Source organism: Streptomyces sp. NPDC006487 (assembly GCF_042870555.1).
GTDB lineage: Bacteria > Actinomycetota > Actinomycetes > Streptomycetales > Streptomycetaceae > Streptomyces.
Map to the genome: position 1 here is coordinate 1 of NZ_JBIAHN010000034.1, position 15,793 is coordinate 15,793.

17 protein-coding genes are annotated in these 15,793 nt (G+C 72.7%); 6 read left to right on the forward strand and 11 right to left on the reverse strand.

Going from position 1 to position 15,793, the window contains the following annotated elements; all coding sequences use genetic code 11:
- Positions 1 to 291 precede the first annotated feature (291 nt).
- Together ACFYM0_RS36975 and ACFYM0_RS36980 are read right to left on the reverse strand one after the other, a co-directional pair.
- Positions 292 to 1,056 carry an SDR family oxidoreductase gene (locus tag ACFYM0_RS36975; RefSeq protein WP_388509838.1) on the reverse strand — a complete coding sequence of 255 codons (765 nt, stop codon included), beginning with the start codon at positions 1,054 to 1,056 and terminating at the stop codon, positions 292 to 294.
- A gap of 1 nt (position 1,057) precedes the next feature.
- Positions 1,058 to 2,221 carry a serine hydrolase domain-containing protein gene (locus ACFYM0_RS36980; RefSeq protein ID WP_388509841.1) on the reverse strand — a complete coding sequence of 388 codons (1,164 nt, stop codon included), beginning with the start codon at positions 2,219 to 2,221 and terminating at the stop codon, positions 1,058 to 1,060.
- 377 nt (positions 2,222 to 2,598) lie between these two features.
- Between ACFYM0_RS36980 and ACFYM0_RS36985 the strand changes: the two genes are divergently transcribed.
- On the forward strand, positions 2,599 to 3,108 hold the full coding sequence (locus ACFYM0_RS36985) for a hypothetical protein (RefSeq protein ID WP_388509844.1): 510 nt from the start codon (positions 2,599 to 2,601) through the stop codon (positions 3,106 to 3,108).
- A 201-nt stretch (positions 3,109 to 3,309) separates the two neighbouring features.
- On the opposite strand, the gene ACFYM0_RS36990 is transcribed toward ACFYM0_RS36985, so the two are convergent.
- Positions 3,310 to 4,155: a hypothetical protein gene (locus ACFYM0_RS36990; RefSeq protein WP_388509847.1), complete on the reverse strand. Its 846-nt coding sequence runs from the start codon at positions 4,153 to 4,155 to the stop codon at positions 3,310 to 3,312.
- Between the two features lie 273 nt (positions 4,156 to 4,428).
- On the opposite strand from ACFYM0_RS36990, the gene ACFYM0_RS36995 reads away from it, so the two are divergent.
- Positions 4,429 to 5,169, forward strand: a complete 741-nt coding sequence (locus tag ACFYM0_RS36995; protein ID WP_388509850.1) for a transglycosylase SLT domain-containing protein — start codon at positions 4,429 to 4,431, stop codon at positions 5,167 to 5,169.
- Here the strand turns inward: ACFYM0_RS36995 and ACFYM0_RS37000 are convergent.
- The 6 genes from ACFYM0_RS37000 to ACFYM0_RS37025 all read right to left on the reverse strand — a co-directional run bounded on the left by ACFYM0_RS37000 (position 5,163) and on the right by ACFYM0_RS37025 (position 9,837).
- The gene (locus tag ACFYM0_RS37000) at positions 5,163 to 5,546 is read right to left on the reverse strand and encodes a ketopantoate reductase C-terminal domain-containing protein (RefSeq protein WP_388509853.1); all 384 of its coding nucleotides are present in this window, start codon (positions 5,544 to 5,546) and stop codon (positions 5,163 to 5,165) included. The genes ACFYM0_RS36995 and ACFYM0_RS37000 overlap by 7 nt on opposite strands.
- Entirely contained in the window at positions 5,498 to 5,977 is a 480-nt protein-coding gene (locus ACFYM0_RS37005) for a hypothetical protein (protein ID WP_388509856.1), read from the reverse strand. Before ACFYM0_RS37005 ends, ACFYM0_RS37000 begins: the two co-directional genes overlap by 49 nt.
- 101 nt (positions 5,978 to 6,078) lie before the next feature.
- Positions 6,079 to 6,399: a GYD domain-containing protein gene (locus ACFYM0_RS37010; protein ID WP_388509857.1), complete on the reverse strand. Its 321-nt coding sequence runs from the start codon at positions 6,397 to 6,399 to the stop codon at positions 6,079 to 6,081.
- A 27-nt stretch (positions 6,400 to 6,426) separates the two neighbouring features.
- Complete coding sequence (locus ACFYM0_RS37015; RefSeq protein WP_388509860.1) at positions 6,427 to 6,861, reverse strand: cupin domain-containing protein; 435 nt, start codon at positions 6,859 to 6,861, stop codon at positions 6,427 to 6,429.
- 395 nt (positions 6,862 to 7,256) lie between these two features.
- Complete coding sequence (locus tag ACFYM0_RS37020) at positions 7,257 to 9,443, reverse strand: FUSC family protein (RefSeq protein ID WP_388509862.1); 2,187 nt, start codon at positions 9,441 to 9,443, stop codon at positions 7,257 to 7,259.
- A 25-nt stretch (positions 9,444 to 9,468) separates the two neighbouring features.
- Positions 9,469 to 9,837 (reverse strand): hypothetical protein, encoded by a 369-nt coding sequence (locus ACFYM0_RS37025; protein ID WP_388509865.1) that lies wholly within the window; start codon positions 9,835 to 9,837, stop codon positions 9,469 to 9,471.
- Positions 9,838 to 10,031: 194 nt separating this feature from the next.
- Between ACFYM0_RS37025 and ACFYM0_RS37030 the strand changes: the two genes are divergently transcribed.
- The 3 genes from ACFYM0_RS37030 (at position 10,032) to ACFYM0_RS37040 (ending at position 12,706) form a co-directional block, all read left to right on the forward strand.
- Positions 10,032 to 10,286, forward strand: coding sequence for a hypothetical protein (locus tag ACFYM0_RS37030; protein ID WP_388509868.1), 255 nt, complete (start codon positions 10,032 to 10,034; stop codon positions 10,284 to 10,286).
- Positions 10,283 to 11,329, forward strand: a complete 1,047-nt coding sequence (gene mraY / locus ACFYM0_RS37035; RefSeq protein WP_388509871.1) for a phospho-N-acetylmuramoyl-pentapeptide-transferase — start codon at positions 10,283 to 10,285, stop codon at positions 11,327 to 11,329. The genes ACFYM0_RS37030 and mraY overlap by 4 nt, the downstream gene beginning before the upstream one ends.
- Positions 11,330 to 11,509: 180 nt before the next feature.
- A complete protein-coding gene (locus tag ACFYM0_RS37040; RefSeq protein WP_388509874.1) occupies positions 11,510 to 12,706 on the forward strand; it encodes a sensor histidine kinase in 1,197 nt (398 codons plus the stop codon).
- A 109-nt stretch (positions 12,707 to 12,815) separates the two neighbouring features.
- Here the strand turns inward: ACFYM0_RS37040 and ACFYM0_RS37045 are convergent, their stop codons facing one another.
- Positions 12,816 to 14,171 carry a sugar porter family MFS transporter gene (locus ACFYM0_RS37045; protein ID WP_388509916.1) on the reverse strand — a complete coding sequence of 452 codons (1,356 nt, stop codon included), beginning with the start codon at positions 14,169 to 14,171 and terminating at the stop codon, positions 12,816 to 12,818.
- A 225-nt stretch (positions 14,172 to 14,396) separates the two neighbouring features.
- The gene (leuE, locus tag ACFYM0_RS37050; protein ID WP_388509877.1) at positions 14,397 to 15,050 is read right to left on the reverse strand and encodes a leucine efflux protein LeuE; all 654 of its coding nucleotides are present in this window, start codon (positions 15,048 to 15,050) and stop codon (positions 14,397 to 14,399) included.
- 294 nt (positions 15,051 to 15,344) lie between these two features.
- On the opposite strand from leuE, the gene ACFYM0_RS37055 reads away from it, so the two are divergent.
- Positions 15,345 to 15,740, forward strand: a complete 396-nt coding sequence (locus ACFYM0_RS37055; protein ID WP_388509880.1) for a nuclear transport factor 2 family protein — start codon at positions 15,345 to 15,347, stop codon at positions 15,738 to 15,740.
- The last annotated feature ends 53 nt before the right edge of the window (positions 15,741 to 15,793 follow it).

The window sequence follows — 15,793 nt, forward strand, 5'->3', positions numbered from 1 at the left end:
CCCGTCCTTCGGGCACGTAGGGGAAGGGGTGTGGGGGGGGGGGGGGGGGGGGCCGGCGGGGGGGGCGGGGGGGGCGGGGGGGGGGGGGCGCGGGGCGGGGGGGGGGCGGGGGGGCCGGGGGGGGCGGGGCCGCGCCCCCCCGCCGGCCCCCCCCCCCCCCCCCGCGGCGGGGGGGGGGGGGGGCCGGGCGCGCGGGGGGGGGGGGGGGGGGGGGCGCGCGGCCCCCCCCCCCCCCCCCCCCCCCCCCCCCCCCACCGGGGTGTCTGACGGGCGGCTCGCAGGAGCCGCCCGTCAGAGGAGTTGGCCGGTCGGCCGGACGAGCAGTTCGTTGATCGCGACGTTGCGTCCCCTCGTGGTGGCGAACACGATCACCTCGGCAACGTCGCCCGGATCCATCGGCGTGTAGTCCATCCCCGTCAGGATCCGGTCCCGGATCTCCGGGGCGAGGTGGTCGGCCAACTCCGTTTGCACCGCTCCCGGCTCCACCACGGTGACCCGGACGCGGCGGCCGGCCAGTTCCTGTCGCAGCCCCTCGGACAGGCCCACGACCCCGTACTTGGTGAGTGCGTAGACGGCTCCCCCGGCCACGGCCTTGCGTCCCGCCACGGAGCTGACGTTCACCAGGTCGGCCACCCCCCGGCCGTCTTCCGCTGCCGCCGCCGCGACGAGGTACGGCAGGGCGGCCCGCGAAACGTTCAGCAGGCCGTTGACGTTGATCGCGACCATGCGGTCGGACAGTTCTGCGGGCGCACCGGCGAACTCCCCCAGAAGCATGCTGCCCGCGTTGTTGACGACGATGTCGAGCCGCCCGAACGTATCGACCGTGCGCCGTACCGCAGCGGTGGCCGCTTCGCGGTCGGTGATGTCGCAGGGGACCGCGAGCGCACGGCCGCCCTCCGCCTCGATCTCCTTCACCAGCTCGTCCAGCCGGTCCGCCCGTCGCGCCAGCAGGGCCACCACCGCTCCTTGCGCCGCCAGCGCCCGGCCCGTCGCCCCGCCGATTCCGCTGCTCGCTCCGGTGACCAGCGCTACCGATCCGCCCAGTCGCCCGGTCATGTCAGTTCCCGGCTTCCCGGACGGCGCGGTACAGGGCCGACACGTACGCCTCCGTACGCTCCGAACCCACCACCCCGCCGCCCATCTTGTTCATGGTGTAGGACAGGGTCAGGCGGCGGTCGAGGTCCATGACCACAATCGAACCGCCCCATCCGCCCCAGAAGCAGACCCGTCCTTCGGGCACGTAGGGGAAGGTGTGTGCCTCGGGGAGCGCGAAGCCCATTCCCCAGCGCATGGGGAGCCCGATCACGAGATCGACGCCGCTGGCCTGTTCCTTGAGGGCCAGGTCGATCGTCTCCGGCGAGAGCAGGCGCAGACCGTCGACCGCGCCCCCTCGCGATACGACGGACAGCAGGCGGGCGAGGCCCGCCGCGGTTCCGTGGCCGTTGGCGGCACCGATCTCGGCGAGCCGCCAGCCCGCCGTGTTCGCCACGTCCCCGCCCGCCAGCGGGCTGGTCAGCGTCTTGTACATGGGACTTGTCTGGTCGAGCGCGTCGAGCGCGTGGGGATCGACGGCCGGCGGTACGAGGTCCGCGATCCGGTGCCAGTCCGCCCGGTCCGCCCCGATCTGGAAGTCCGCGCCGAGCGGGCCGGCCAGTTCGGTCGCGACGAACGAGCGCAGTGACTGCCCGGTGACGCGCCGGACCAGTTCTCCCACCAGGTGCCCGAAGTTCAATCCGTGGTAGCCGGAAGCCGTTCCGGGCTCCCACCACGGCGCCTGCGTCGCCAGGCGTGCCGCGGCGGCGTCGGTCTCGTAGATGTCCTCCAGCGAACAGGGCTTCTCCCAGCCGGAGACACCGGAGGTGTGCGACAGGACGTGGCGTACGAGGACGGATTCCTTGCCGTTCGCCGCGAACTCCGGCCAGTAGGTCCGCACCGGCGCGTCCACGTCGAGCAACCCCCGGTCCACCAGGACCAGTGCGGCAAGGGTCGTGACGGCTTTCGTCGTCGACCACACGTTGGTCAGGGTGTCCCTGGTCCAGGGCACGGTTCGGGACTCGTCCCGGTACCCTCCCCAGATGTCCACGACGGCCTCGCCGTCCACGTCGACGTACAGGGACGCCCCCAACTCTTCCCCGGACCTCAACTGCTCTTCCAAGGCTGCCCGTACAGACCCGAATCGACCGTCGCACGGACCGCTGACCTCGACCAATGTGTGCTCCATGATGACTGTTTGCTCCGACGCCGGCCAGCCTAGGAGGGGAGCGGGCCGGTCCGGCATCCACCGAACGGTGCCCCTGCGGGGTCCTTCAGGCGTAGACCGCCCTTCCTGGATCACGCCGGGCCCGCGGGTCCGGCCCACCGGCGAGCCGTTCGGTGGATCGACCCCGGGGCCCTCGGGTAGCACCATCGTGCCGGCCGCGGCAAGAGCACCACTGCGGCAGGACGTTCGGTACGCGCGCCCTACGTGGGCGCCGGATTGGAGGACGGTTTGACCACGAACCCGTGAGGGCGCCGGGCCACCCCTCTCGCCCTCGCCCTGCTCGCCGCCGGGGCGCTGGTGAGCGCCCCGGGAGCATCTGTGGCGGAGCGGACGCTCCCGTGCGCTCCGGCCGTACGGGCCTCTGGACGAAGGGCATCGCCGGGATCCGGTGGTCGTTCACGCCCACCGACCAGCCGCTCCGGCGGCCGCTGGTGTCCAATCCGCCCGGGGACCGGTCGACCTCGACCCTGGCCCCGGCCTCGCCCTACTCGTACAGCGCCGGGCAGGCGGACCGGACGGTGAGCGTGGACCACTTCAACGTGGCCACCGGTACGACGCCCCTGACCGTGCGGTTCAAGAGCGGGGCGAGCGTGCAGCTGGTGCTGCACACCGTGGACGCGCTGCGCCAGTTCCCGCGCGCCGACGGGCTCGACGGGACACCCCGCGCCTACACCGGCGCCGTGGAAGTGCCCAGGCCCGTCTGGTTGACGCTCTTGCAGCAGCCCGAGGAAGTGCGGACGTTCCTCATGGGCACCCTCGGCGGGCGGCTGTTCACGACGACCGACGTACAGGTCACCGACCGGACCATGCGGATCGGCGTCCTCGGCCTGACCCTCGGCGCCCGCTGAGGCGGTCTCCCCGGCTTCCGTCTGCCGGGCCCGGCAGACGGAGGCCGGGGGCAAGGGGCTCACCGAAGGGAGCCTGCCCGGGAGTGCTCCGTGTCCCGGCCCCGGACGTCTGGGTTGCCGGGGCGACAGGAAGTACCGGGAAGTCAACTGGAGCCCGGACAGGACGACCGTCCGCGTGTACCTCCATGCGTCGGCCAGACCTCAGGGTGCGTTCCGGGCGTACACGAGCCGGCAGTACCGCTCCCCCGTGTCGCTCAGGATCCACGCGTAGGGCAGGCGTGCGGCCGTGGGGGCGCCGTCGGCGGTGACGCCGTTCCAGTCGACATCCATCCTGACGTGGTAGCGGCCGTCGTGGTCCGCGATGACACGGAAGTCCTCGACGGAGTGGCGGCTCGTGCCCGCCGCGAGGAGCAGGGACGACTCCAGCAGCCAGTCGGCCAGCTCGCGCCGGCTCCCGACCGCCGCGGCCCCGAGCACGAGGTCGAGCTCGCCGTCCTGGGCCAGGAGCTCTCCGAGGGCGCGGCCTCCGAGTTCCGGGGCCTCGACCAGGGACAGGAACCGGTGCACGAGCGACAGCGACCGATGGGCGGGATAGGCGTCCTCGAAGACGCCGCCCTCGTCCCTCCCCACCACGGTCATCTCCAGCCGGGTGAACAGGGGCTCGAAATCAACCGAGCCGATCAGCTCACCCTCGTAGGCGATCAGCGCCCGGGCCACCCGGCCCGAAGCATCCTGACGCGCGTAGCGGACCCGGGCCGCCAGGCGCAGCCGATGCTCGTCGACCTCGGACACGGTGATGTGCTCGACGTGGTGGGCGTGCCGCTCGTCCGGGTCGAGGGCGGCGACGCCGTCCCGGTAGCCGTCGCGCGTGGCCACGGTGCGGCCGTCCGCGGTGCGGATCTCGAAGTCGTCGGCGAAGAGCTGGAGCTGGCGCTCCACCAGCTCCGCGGTCCGGGGTCTCTCATAGAGCTGGAACCACCGGTGGAACTGCGCGGTCGCGGCGTGCCGCCGCCGGGAATGGCGGTGGAGGGGGAATGCGTCGCTCACGAGGGGCTCCTTGGGGTGCTGTGGGAGGCGCGGCGGGCGCACCCGCGCCGATCCTCGGTGCACGCCCGGGTGGACGGCTCACCCGAACGGCCATGCGTACGGACTAGTACCACCTCGGCGAGGCCCGCAGCGCCGCGGGCAAGGCTGCGTTAGGGAGCGGGAAGGTATCCGTTTCCACTCCCCCGCATACGTTTCAGTCTCGCCCCCCCGGTCGGAAGCCGCCTCGGTGGCACCGCCCGGCGTGACCCGTAACGGACCGATGAGGAACGCACCATGCCCGCAAGAGCCAAACACCGCCGCCCCAACAACTCCCAGCTCAGTCGCAAGTTTCTCGCCGTGGGCACGGGCGGGGCCGCCCTGGCCCTGCCCCTGCTCGGCGCGACCGCCGCCGAGGCCGCCCCCAACAAGTCCCGGGCGAGCAAGCCTTTGGCCGCGCCGACCGCACCCTCCGCGCCCAAGGGCCACATCACCTACTCCGTGGTCGCCGGGGACTCCCTGTCCGGCATTGCCGAGAAGCACAAGGTCACGGGCGGCTGGCAGAAGCTCCACGGGGCCAACCGCGCGGTCGTGGGCGACAACCCGTCACTGATCAGGCCGGGCATGAAGCTCCGCGTCGACGTGGCGAGGGGCAAGGCGCCCACCACTTCTCCCGCCAAGACACCGGCCAAGGCGCCGGCGGCGGGGAAGACGTACGCAGACAACCTCGACGGATGGATCCGGGGGGCGCTGGACGTGATGGCCGCCAACGGCATCCCCGGGTCGTACGACGGCATCCACCGCAACATCATGCGGGAGTCTTCGGGCAATCCGAATGCCGTCAACAATTGGGACTCCAACGCCGCCAAGGGCACCCCCTCCCAGGGCCTCCTCCAGGTCATCGATCCGACCTTCAAGGAGCATTACGTCCCGGGCACCAAATTCGACCCGTTCGACCCGGTGGCCAATATCGCTGCCGCCTGCAACTATGCGGCGAAGCGCTACGGTTCGATCGACAACGTGAACGGCCCCTACTGACCGTTCAGCCGTCGGCCGTCCAGTGGCGCCAGTGGTTCGGGGCCGCTCCACGTCCGGCGGTCGGCCGATTCCGCGGCCTGCGTCTCGTGGACCAGTGCCGTGAGGGCCTCGTTGGCCGGGGCGGCCAGGCCGCGCCGGGCGGCCAGGGCCGTCACCTCGACCCGGAAGCTGTCGACCTCGGTGGGCCGGCCCCGTTGCGGGTCCTCCCACATCGTCGAGCAGGCCCGGGCATCGGCCCTCAGGGCAGCCCGGGCCACTTGCCGGAACACCGCGTCGGGCAGTTCGAGCAGCGCGGGCATCAGCGTCGGGGGAAGCGGGCCGAGCCGGCTCACGCCGATGCCGTCGGCGCGGAACAGCACCGGCGAGCCGGCCAACATCCCGCCGAGGCGGCTCCTCCGGCTACAGCCAGCCGAGTTCGCCAGGACGAACACGGGTCTGTTGGGCGTCCCGAGGATCCCCCGAGGATCCGCAGGCCCTTGGGGGGCAGGAGCTTGGCGGCCGCCACCCCCATGACGGCGAACATCGGGCAGATCTCGATGTTGAGACCGACCGGGATCCGGTACGCGCTCGGCCCGCTCGCCCCCCATACCGGCGCGCGTTCGGTGCAGTGGAACACGAGCGCATTCCAGACCTCGTTGAACCAGTCCATGCCCCAGAGCGCCAGGCCCGCGAAGAAGACGTTCCGGTTCCGCCGCTGCACCTCCGCCGCGTACACGTACAGGACCAGGAGCAGGAGGGGTACGGCGTACCACTGGAACCGGCTCGCATCGCACAGATGTTCGATGGCTGCGCGGGCATGGTCGGTCACGGGCCCCCCTCGAATGGACGGTGCGGGGCTCCGGCCCTCGACTACCGGGGGGGGGTAACCGTATGCACCGGCCGACGCCCCGCCAAGAGGGCGGGACCGGGTCAGGCGCCGGGGCCCCGGAAGGAGACCGTCTTCCTGGCCGCCTCGTCCATCTCCGAGACGCTGAGGAGCGGGACCGCCCACGACTGGACCGCCCCGGAGGAACGCGCGGCCATCGCCACGGCGGCCATATCGGTCTGGTCGGGGACGTCGACCACGCAGTACAGGTCCTCGTGTCCCAACGCGAAGTACATCCAGTCGAGTGTGCCGCCGACGGACGCGAGCGTCTCTTCCACGGCGCGCTCGCGCCCCGAACCGCCTTCGGCGATCAGGCCCTTGAGGCCCTCGCCCGTGTAGGTGACGTGGATCAGGTATTTGGACATGGGTTCACTTCTCCTCGGTTCCGGTCCTCAGCCGACCGGCACGGCCAGCAGCCCTGCGGAAGGGTTCAGGTACGTCACGTGCAGGACGACGTCGTCCGCACCGGTGCTGCGCCCCTCGTGCACGCGTTCGGAGCCGCGGGGCTCCAGGAAGGCGTCTCCCGGGCCGTACCGGTCGGTCCTGCCGTGGACGTCGGTGTGGGTCAGCTCGCCCTGCTCGACGACCGCAAGCAGGTCCCCTGGGTGGTAGTGCCACCCCGTGGCGGCGCCGACGGGGAGGACGATCCGCCGCATCAGGACCTCGGAAATGCCTTCGGCGTGCAGGGTGATCGGTTCGGGGGCGGCGCCCTTGGCGAGGTGCCGGGCGGTGGGGGCGTACGGGGCGTTCCCGTACTCCGCGGCCCCGGGGTCGGCGGCCGGCGCGACGGGCGGCTGCGCCCCGGGCCGGGTGGAGAACGCGTGCAACGTGCGAGGAGAGCATCCGGGCCTCCGGTTCGAGCGGTGGAACGAGATCTCCAGCATCCGCCGCGGCGCGACGGCCGTCTTCCCCCGACCGGTGGAGGAGGGCGGGTGACTCCGCGCCGCCCCGGCCGCACACCGGTTCTCCGGCACATACCGCCGGGCCCTTCACCATCGCGCATCCACCGGGGGCCGGTCCTGCGCTACGTCCATGACCGGGTGAGGGCCTCCGGCGAAGGGGGTGCCTCGCGGCGTTCCGGCCGCCCTCCCATCGGAGGACTCCGCCGGAAACGCAGCCCTCCCAGGCCGTGTACGGGGCCACGAGCGCACCGGCAGCTGCGCCGGACCAGCCCCGTCCCGGCCGGCCCGGCGGGCGGCTGCCACCGGGACAACCTGGTCGCCTACGCCGCCCTCGACTCCGTCAGCCCCTGACGGGCCGCCGCGGCGGCCCCTACGCGGCGGGCGATCACGGCGAGCAGGTCGACGACAGGCCCGTCCTCGCGGATCGCGGCGCGGGTACCGGTCTCCTCTCCGGCACGGCCGGCGGCCAGTTCCCGTTGCCGCCGGGCGTGGAGCTCCTCCACGTACAGGTGCATCTCGTCGAGCGCCCCGGCGAGGGCCCGGTCCTGCATCTCGTGCTCCTGCGCCGTGCGGGCCGTCAGGGCCGCGCCGGCGTGGGCCGCGTAATCGGCGAGTGCGGGGATGCCTCTGCCCCGAGCCGCGGGCGCGGGCTGAGCGGCCAGGGCCCCGAGGCTCGAGGTGAGCGCGTACAGGGTGTCGGCGACGGCCCCCGCCCGGTCGGCGGCGGCCCGGTCGTGGCCGGGCTCGCGACGAGTGGCCCGCTCGGCGTCGCGGAGCTCGGCCAGGGCCCGGTCGGCGGCGGTACGAGCGGGTCCCCGTGGGGTCGTGCCCGGCACGGTCCGGGGGACGAGGCGGCGGAGCACCTCGTCCAGATAGGCGGTGGTGGCGGCCGTGGCCCGCTCGGTCCGTGCGGCGAGGCGCCCCTGCTCCCAGGTCGGCCAGAGCAGGTAGCCGCCGACCAGGGCCGCGGCGCTGCCGAGCAGGGTCATGGCGATCCGGACCGCGGCCGTGCGCCAGTCCCCCGGCTCGGAGACGTCCCCGATGAGCAGTACCAGCGGGGTGCCGAAGACGACCCAGAAGGCGTAGTTCACGGGGCGCAGGGTGAAGCCGAGGGTGATGACCGCGAACACCACGGCCGCGAGGGCGACGGGCTGGTGGATCCCCGCGATGAGGAGGGCGGCGCAGGTACCGCCGATCAGGTTCCCGGCGATGCGCTGGCCGACCCGTTCGAGTGTGTCGGCGTACCGGGGGCGCAGCACGCGGAGCACGGCGAGGGTCGCCCATTCCCCGTGCGGCAGGCCGAGGGCGCACACCAAGGTGAAGACGGCGCAGGCGACCGCGGTGACCCGCGCCGCGTGGCGCAGGGCGGCGGAGCCGGGCACCGGCCGGGCCCGGTCGGTGGCGGGGCCCGGGACGGGGGCGGGACGGACCCGGGCGCGCGGGCTCACGGGCAGGTCCGCGGCCGCCGCGTGCGCGAGATCGGCCTCGTCCGCGATGCGCGCCAGGAGCCGGCGCCCATGTGCGGCCCGGGCGACCACCGGGTAGGGCTCCCGGCCGGCGGCGGCCCGCGCGCGCAGGGCGTCGCAGGCGGCGTCGAGTTCCGCGAGCGCGCTGCGGGGGTCCGGGCCGGACGGCGCACGGCCGGGCCGGTGCGCGGGGAGTGCGGCCGTCCGGCCGATCCTGTCGGCCAGGGCGCCCGCCGCGGCGGTGAAGGCGGGCCCGGACCGCGGCGGGCCGGCGCCGGCGGCCGCCGCCGCCTCGGTCAGGTCGGCCAGGGCTGCGGCGTGGCGCACGAGGGGGGCGAGGAGCGCGGCCATCCGCTCGTCGCCGCCCTGGCCGCGCAGGGACCGTACGACGGCGTCGGCCCGGGCGAGCGCGGCGGCGGTCCGCGCGTGTTCGTCCGCGGTCGTGGCCGTGCCGTCGGCGATGCGGGCCAGGTGCCGACCGATTTCCCGGAAGGGCTCTCCGACGGTGCCCAGGACCTCGCGCAGCCGCGGCGCCGGGGTGAGCACGGCCGTGGCGACGGCGTACCAGATCCCTCCGCACAGGACGAGCAGGGCGGTGCGCCCCGGATCCGCGGGTCCCGCGGCGGCGCTGCCGGCGCCGGACAGCAGTGCCGTGGCCGGCATGGTGCCGAGGCGACCGGCCAAGGGGTGGACGGCGTCGCCCAGGCTCGCGAGGAGGACCAGGGCCGCCAGCAGGAGCAGGGCGAGCGGGAACAGGTGCGTGACCAGCTCGCCGACGGCGAAGGCGGCCGTGTTGACGGCGGCCGCGGTGACCAGGCGGAGCGTGCGCCGGCCGCGGGGGCCGCCCTTGTTGGTGAAGGCCGAGAGGTACCCGCCCAGACAGGCCCAGGCACCGGCCCCCGGGTCCCCGGCCGCGATACCGGCCAGGAGGGGCAGGCCGACCGCGACGCCGTTGACGAGACCGGCGACGGATGCGGGCCGGCTTCCGGGTACGGGGGCGAACAGGCGCAGCCGGCCCGTTCGCGGGGGCGGTGTCCTCATGCCCCCATCGTCACATGACGCAGCGTCACCCTCCGGACGCGCCACCGGCCCCGGACGTGCCACCTGTGGCGGCCGGCCGGTCCGGTCCGTGCGCGCAGTACCTCCGGTCGAAGGCATCGGTCCGCAGGCCCGTCCTGCGGCCCCTGGCGTACAGGCGCTCGCGGATGGCCGCGGCGGCCTGTCGGGCGGGCGCGCGGGGGAGGCCGAAGTCCTGGTCGGCGCAGCGCTGCACGTCGGCGACGGTCACCTCGTACGGGACTCCGGAGTACCCGCCGTGGTAGGCGCGAGTGACGCACCAGTCGGCTGCCGCCTCCAGCGCCGCCTCGCGGCGGTCCCGCTCCGCGGGGGGCGGGACCGGGCCGCTGCGCCGGCGCCACCATGTACGAAGGGTCATCGCGGTCCTCCCTGCCGTGATCGTTCGTCTCTGCCCATCGTCCGGAGAGCGGGCGGCCCGGCCCTCCCCCGATCGGAGGGCCGGGGCGGACCGTGCCGCGTCCGCCACAAAAGTGCTTCCGCACAGCCGGACTTAGCGTGGCGTTGGGCAACGGCCGACCAGGATTCGTCTCTGACACGCAGGAAGGAACGATCGTGACCAGCTCAGACATCAGCGGCACCCGCGGCCGCCCCACGCCCACCTCGTCCGCGCGCGGGGCACTCGACCTCTTGACGAGGCTCGGCGGCCATGCCGTACGGCCCGGCCCTTCGCGCGGGACGCACGAGTGCTTCACGAAGCTCGACGCGGGGCCCGGGGACCGGAGTCCGGCCGCGGTCGACCGGCAGGCCCTCTTCTGCCGGGAGATCCAGGCCGACCGGACCCGCCGGGCGGAGGCAGAGGCCCGGTGAACCAGCTCGTCATCGCCACCGGCCTGGGCCTCCTCCTGTCAGTGGTCGGCACCCCAGCACTGATCCGGATCCTCGCCCGACACGGATACGGACAGATCATCCGCGACGACGGCCCCACGACCCACCAGCGCAAGAAGGGCACGCCCACCATGGGCGGGATCGCCTTCGTACTCGCCGCCGTGCTCGCCTACGGACTGGCGAAGGTGCTCACCGGCACCGGGCCCACCGCCTCCGGGCTACTCGTCCTGATGCTCATGCTCGGGCTCGGACTCATCGGCTTCCTCGACGACTTCATCAAGATCTCCAAGAAGAGGTCCCTGGGACTGCGGCCGAGGGCCAAGATGGCGGGCCAGTGCGCGGTCGCCGTCGTGTTCGGCGTGCTCGCACTGCAGTTCGCCAATGAGCACGGCCTCACCCCGGGCTCCCCCAGCATCTCCTTCGTCCGGGATTTCGGCTGGTCGCTGGGCCCCGTGCTCTTCGTCGCCTGGGCCTACCTCATCATCTCCGGCACCTCCAACGGAGTGAACCTGACCGACGGCCTGGACGGGCTCGCCGCCGGGGCCACCGTGATGGTGCTGGGCGCGTACACCTTCATCGGCGTGTGGCAGAACGACTTCCCGTGCTCGACCGCGCCCGGCGCCGGCTGCTACGAGGTCCGCGACCCACTGGACCTCGCCGTCGTCGCCGCGTCCCTCACGGGAGCCGTATTCGGCTTCCTGTGGTGGAACACGGCGCCCGCGAAGATCTTCATGGGGGACACGGGCTCTTTCGCACTCGGCGGCGCCCTGGCAGGCCTCGCCATCCTGTCCCGTACCCAGCTGCTGCTGCCACTCATGGGTGCGCTGTTCGTCGTGGTCACCCTCTCCGTCGTGACCCAGGTGGGCTACTTCAAACTCTCCGGCGGAAAGCGCATCTTCCGCATGGCTCCGCTCCAGCACCACTTCGAGCTCAAGGGATGGGGCGAAGGACTGGTCGTCGTCCGCTTCTGGATCTTCCAGAGCCTGTGCGTGGCACTGGGCGTCGGGGTCGTCTACAGCCTCTGACGGGCGCCAGTCCCCCGCAGGACGGGCGGCCGCACCTCCGGCGGCAAAGGCTCCGGCGGCCGATAATGGAAGCTACCCGACCGGGGAGGTCACATGGCGTGGAACGGCGGCTCCGTCCGGTTCGCACGGCCGTCCTTCCGGCGGCCGGACGTCCCGCCCGGCACATCGGTGGCGACCCTCATGCGCGACAACTCATCGCTCGCCCTGCGCATCCAGAGCAGCGTGCGGATCGGGATCACACTGTCCCTGTTCATCATGAACATGACCGTCTTCCCGCCGCGGGACCACCCCGCGCTCGTCTACGCGATCATGTGGTCCTACGTGGCGGTCAACCTGACCATCCTGACCCTGCATTGGGACGGGATGACGCCCTTCCGGGCCGCTCTCTGGCCGATGGTCCTCGACCTCACCGCGATGACCACGGTCCTGGTCCTCTCCGGCGGTTTCCCCAAGGACACGTCGAACTACATCACCCTCTTCGACGACCTCTACTTCGTCGTGCCCATCGTCGTCGCCTTCCAGATCGTGCCGTACGTCACCGTCCTCGCGGGCATCGCCTCGGTCGCCGTGTACATCGGGGCGGCGGTCATCGCCGCCCCCGCACCCAACTGGACGTACCTCATCACCCACGCCTGTTTCATCGCGATCGTGTCGCTGTGCTGCGTGCTTCTGTCCGCCGTCCAGCGTTCCCGGGTCTCCACCATCGCCGCCCTCGTGCAGCACCGCTCCGTGCTGCTCAGCCGTGTGATCACCCTGGAGGAGGACGAACGGCGCAAGATCTCGGAGGTCCTCCACGACGGCGCCCTCCAGAGCGTGCTGGCCGCCAGGCTGGACGCGGAGGAGATCGGCCAGGCCGAGCCGGGAGAGGACACCGCGGACTCCCTCGCCCGGCTGGAGACCGCGCTCGCCGATGCCGCACGCCAGCTCCGTTCCTCGGTGACCGAGCTCCACCCCGACCAGGTGGAACTGGCCGGTCTGGAACACTCCCTGCGTTCGCTCTTCGAGGAGGGGGCCCTCAGGGGCGGCTTCGAGCTCGACTTCTCCTGCCGGACGCTCGGCCCCACCCCCGTGGACCAGCTGGTCTTCCGCGCCGCCGGCGAGTTCCTTTCCAACATCGTCAAACACGCCGGGGCGACACGGGTACGGGTTCGGCTGGAGGCGACCGAGGAGCGGGTGCGGCTCGAGGTCACCGACGACGGCAAGGGCGTCACGCGGAACCAGTTGGCAGCCAAGGCCCGGGAGGGCCACATCGGGGTGTCTTCGCAGCGGGTCAGGGCGGAGGGGATGGGTGGCCGGTTCAGCCTGGACGGCGTGGAGCCGCACGGAACGGCGGTGGTCGTCGAACTGCCGGTGCGGCCGGGGGCCGGCGGCCGCTGACCCGCTGACCCGCCGGTGCGGCCCGGGCGGTCCGCCACCGCGGGCCTGGCGGCGAAGGGCGGCCGCGGGGCCGGGCTCCGGCCGGTCGGTCGGTCGGTCGGTCGGTCGGTCAGCCCATCTCTTCCAGCGCCTTGCCCCTGGTCTCCGGCACCCACTTGAGGACGAACGGGATCGACAGGGCGGCGAAGCAGGCGTAGATCACGTACGCACCGGACAGGTTCCATTCGGACAGGTTCGGGAAGCTGACCGTGATGACCCAGTTGGCCAGCCACTGGACCGCCGCGGCCACGCCGAGCGCCGCCACCCGGATCCGCTGGGGGAACATCTCGCCGAGCAGGACCCAGACCACCACGCCCCAGGAGAGCGCGAAGAAGAGCACGAAGGCGTGCGCGGCGATCAGCGCCGCAAGGGCCGTCCCGCCGGCCAGGTGGATCGACGACCCGTCACCGGTGCGCTGGGAGAAGGCCCATGCGGCGACGCCGAGGGAGAGGGCCATGCCGACGGAGCCGATCAGGGCGAGCGGCTTGCGGCCGATCCGGTCCACGAAGATCATCGCGATCACCGTGCCGATGATGTTGATGATCGAGGTGGTGAAGGAGTACAGGAACGAGCCGGCCGGGTCGATGCCGACGGACTGCCACAGCGAGGAGCTGTAGTAGAAGATCACGTTGATGCCGACGAGCTGCTGGAAGACCGACAGGCCGATGCCGATCCAGACGATGGGCAGCAGTCCGGCGCGGCCCCCGAGCAGATCCTTGAAGGTGGACTTGACCTCGGAGTGCATCGCGGCGCGGATGTCCTCGACGCGCGCGTCGAGGTCGGTATAGGTGCCCTCGACCTCGGCGAGCACCTTCTTGGCCTCGTCGGTGCGGCCCATGGAGATCAGGAACCGCGGGGACTCGGGTATCACGAAGGACATCAGGCCGTAGAGCGCGGCCGGGACCACCATCACGCCGAGCATCCACTGCCAGGCCTCCAGCCCGCCGATCATGCCGCGCTGCTCACCGCCGGCGAGGTGCAGGATGCCCCAGTTGACGAGTTGGGAGACGGCGATGCCGATGACGATCGCGGCCTGCTGGAAGGAGGCCAGTCGGCCGCGGTAGGCCGGCGGGGAGACCTCGGCGATGTACGCGGGGCCGATCACGGAGGCCACTCCGATGGCGAAGCCGCCGATCACCCGCCACATCGCCAGGTCCCACAGCGCGAACGGCAGTGCCGAGCCCACGGCGCTGGCGGTGAAGAGGACCGCGGCGATCTGCATGCAGCGGATACGGCCGATCCGGTCGGCGAGGCGGCCAGCGGTGGCGGCGCCGAGCGCACAGCCGATCAGCGCGGCGGCGATCACCTGGGCGAGGGGCGCGGAACCGATGTCGTAGCGGTCCCGGATGGCCTCGACGGCGCCGTTGATGACGGAGCTGTCGTAGCCGAACAGGAAGCCGCCCATCGCCGCCGCGGCGGCGATCAGGACGGCGCGCTTGAGATGGGGGGCGGACTGGTTCGCGCTGGGAGCCCTGGACGGGCTGAGGACACGTGGCACGGTTGCTCTCCTGAGGGGATGTGCCGCCGGTGCCTGGACCGGCAGAGGGAGGTTCGGGGCCGGGCGCGACCCGTCCCCTTTGTAGACCGGCCCGCAGGAGAAGGGGTCCCCCTGCCGGAGGAGTCCGGTGGGGGAGCCGGGGGCCGGTGAGCCCTACAGGCCCATGGCCAGAGCCGCGCCGAAGCCGAGGAACAGGACCCCGGCCGCACCTTGGAGCCCGGCCGTGAGCCGGGGGCGGCCGCCGACCGCGCGCCCGATCCGCGCGGCGGCCAGCACCAGGCACGTCAGGTAGCTCGCGCTGATCAGCTCGTAGGTGCCGCCCAGGACGACGAACGCCAGGTGGGGGTGGACCGCCGACGGATCCGCGAACTGGAGGAAGGAGGTCAGGAAGAACACGATGAGCTTCGGATTGAACACCGTGACGACGTACGACCGACGCGTCCCGGCCGGTCCCGGCGCCGTGCTCCCGTGCACATCGCGGCCGGGCTCCCCCGGCTTCGCGCCCGGCGGTGACCGGAGCGCCGTGCGCAGCATGCCGAGGCCGAGCCAGGCGATGTACACCGCGCCCAGTCCGCGTACCCAGGCGACGACCTGGGGGTCGGCCCGGATCAGGTGGGCGGCTCCCAGCACGGTCAGTGCCATCAGCGTGACCTCGCCCGCGAGCACGCCGAGCGTGCAGCGCAGTCCGGCCCGGCGGCCGTCCTGGGCGGCCGCCGTCAGGGTGCCCAGCGAACTGGGCCCCGGGAGCAGGACGAACAACAGCGCGGCAAGCGCGAAGGCGTGGAGGTGTTGGGTTCCCCACAGCACGACAGGCCCTCCTTCCTGAACCCCGGCGACAGCGGCACGGTCACCGTAGGGGTCGAGGAAGGTGGGCCCCTCCACCGACCGGGGGACGGCGCCGGTGGAGCGGGCGGGCGCGCCCCGCGCGGCCGGCAGCCCGCGGCCGGGCGGACTACTCCTTCACACCGGCCGGAAGGAGGTCCCGGAACCGGATGCGGACCGCTGAACATGAGCGCGGCCCGGACGTCCGGACGGGCCGGGTGTCCAGGTCTGCCGGTGTCCGGTGTCCTGTGTCCCGGAAAGCAGAAACAAGGAGTCACGATGACGCAGACGGACCCGGCAGCGGTCTTCCAGGCCTACTACGACAGCCTCACCGGCGGTGACATGGAGCGGCTCAGCACTCTGCTCGCCGACGACATCGTGTGGCACCAGCCCGGCGCGGGAGCGCTCTCGGGCACCTATCGGGGCCGGTCCGAGGTCCTCGGGCTGTTCGGTGAATTCGTGGGACGCAGTCAGGGCACGTTCCGGCTCGTCGCGCGCGACGTCATGGTCAACGGCCCCCTGGTCGCCGCGACGGTTCACTTCAGCGCGGAGCGCCCGGACCACAAGCCGCTCGCCATGCACGGGGCCGACCTCATGCTGATCGAAGGCGGCCGCATCGCGGAGGTCTGGCTGTTCTCCGAGGACCAGGCCGCCGAGGACAGCTTCTGGGCCTGACGCGCACCCCGGGCGGGCGAAGCGTCGAAACAATCTGCGCGGGAAGGCGGAGG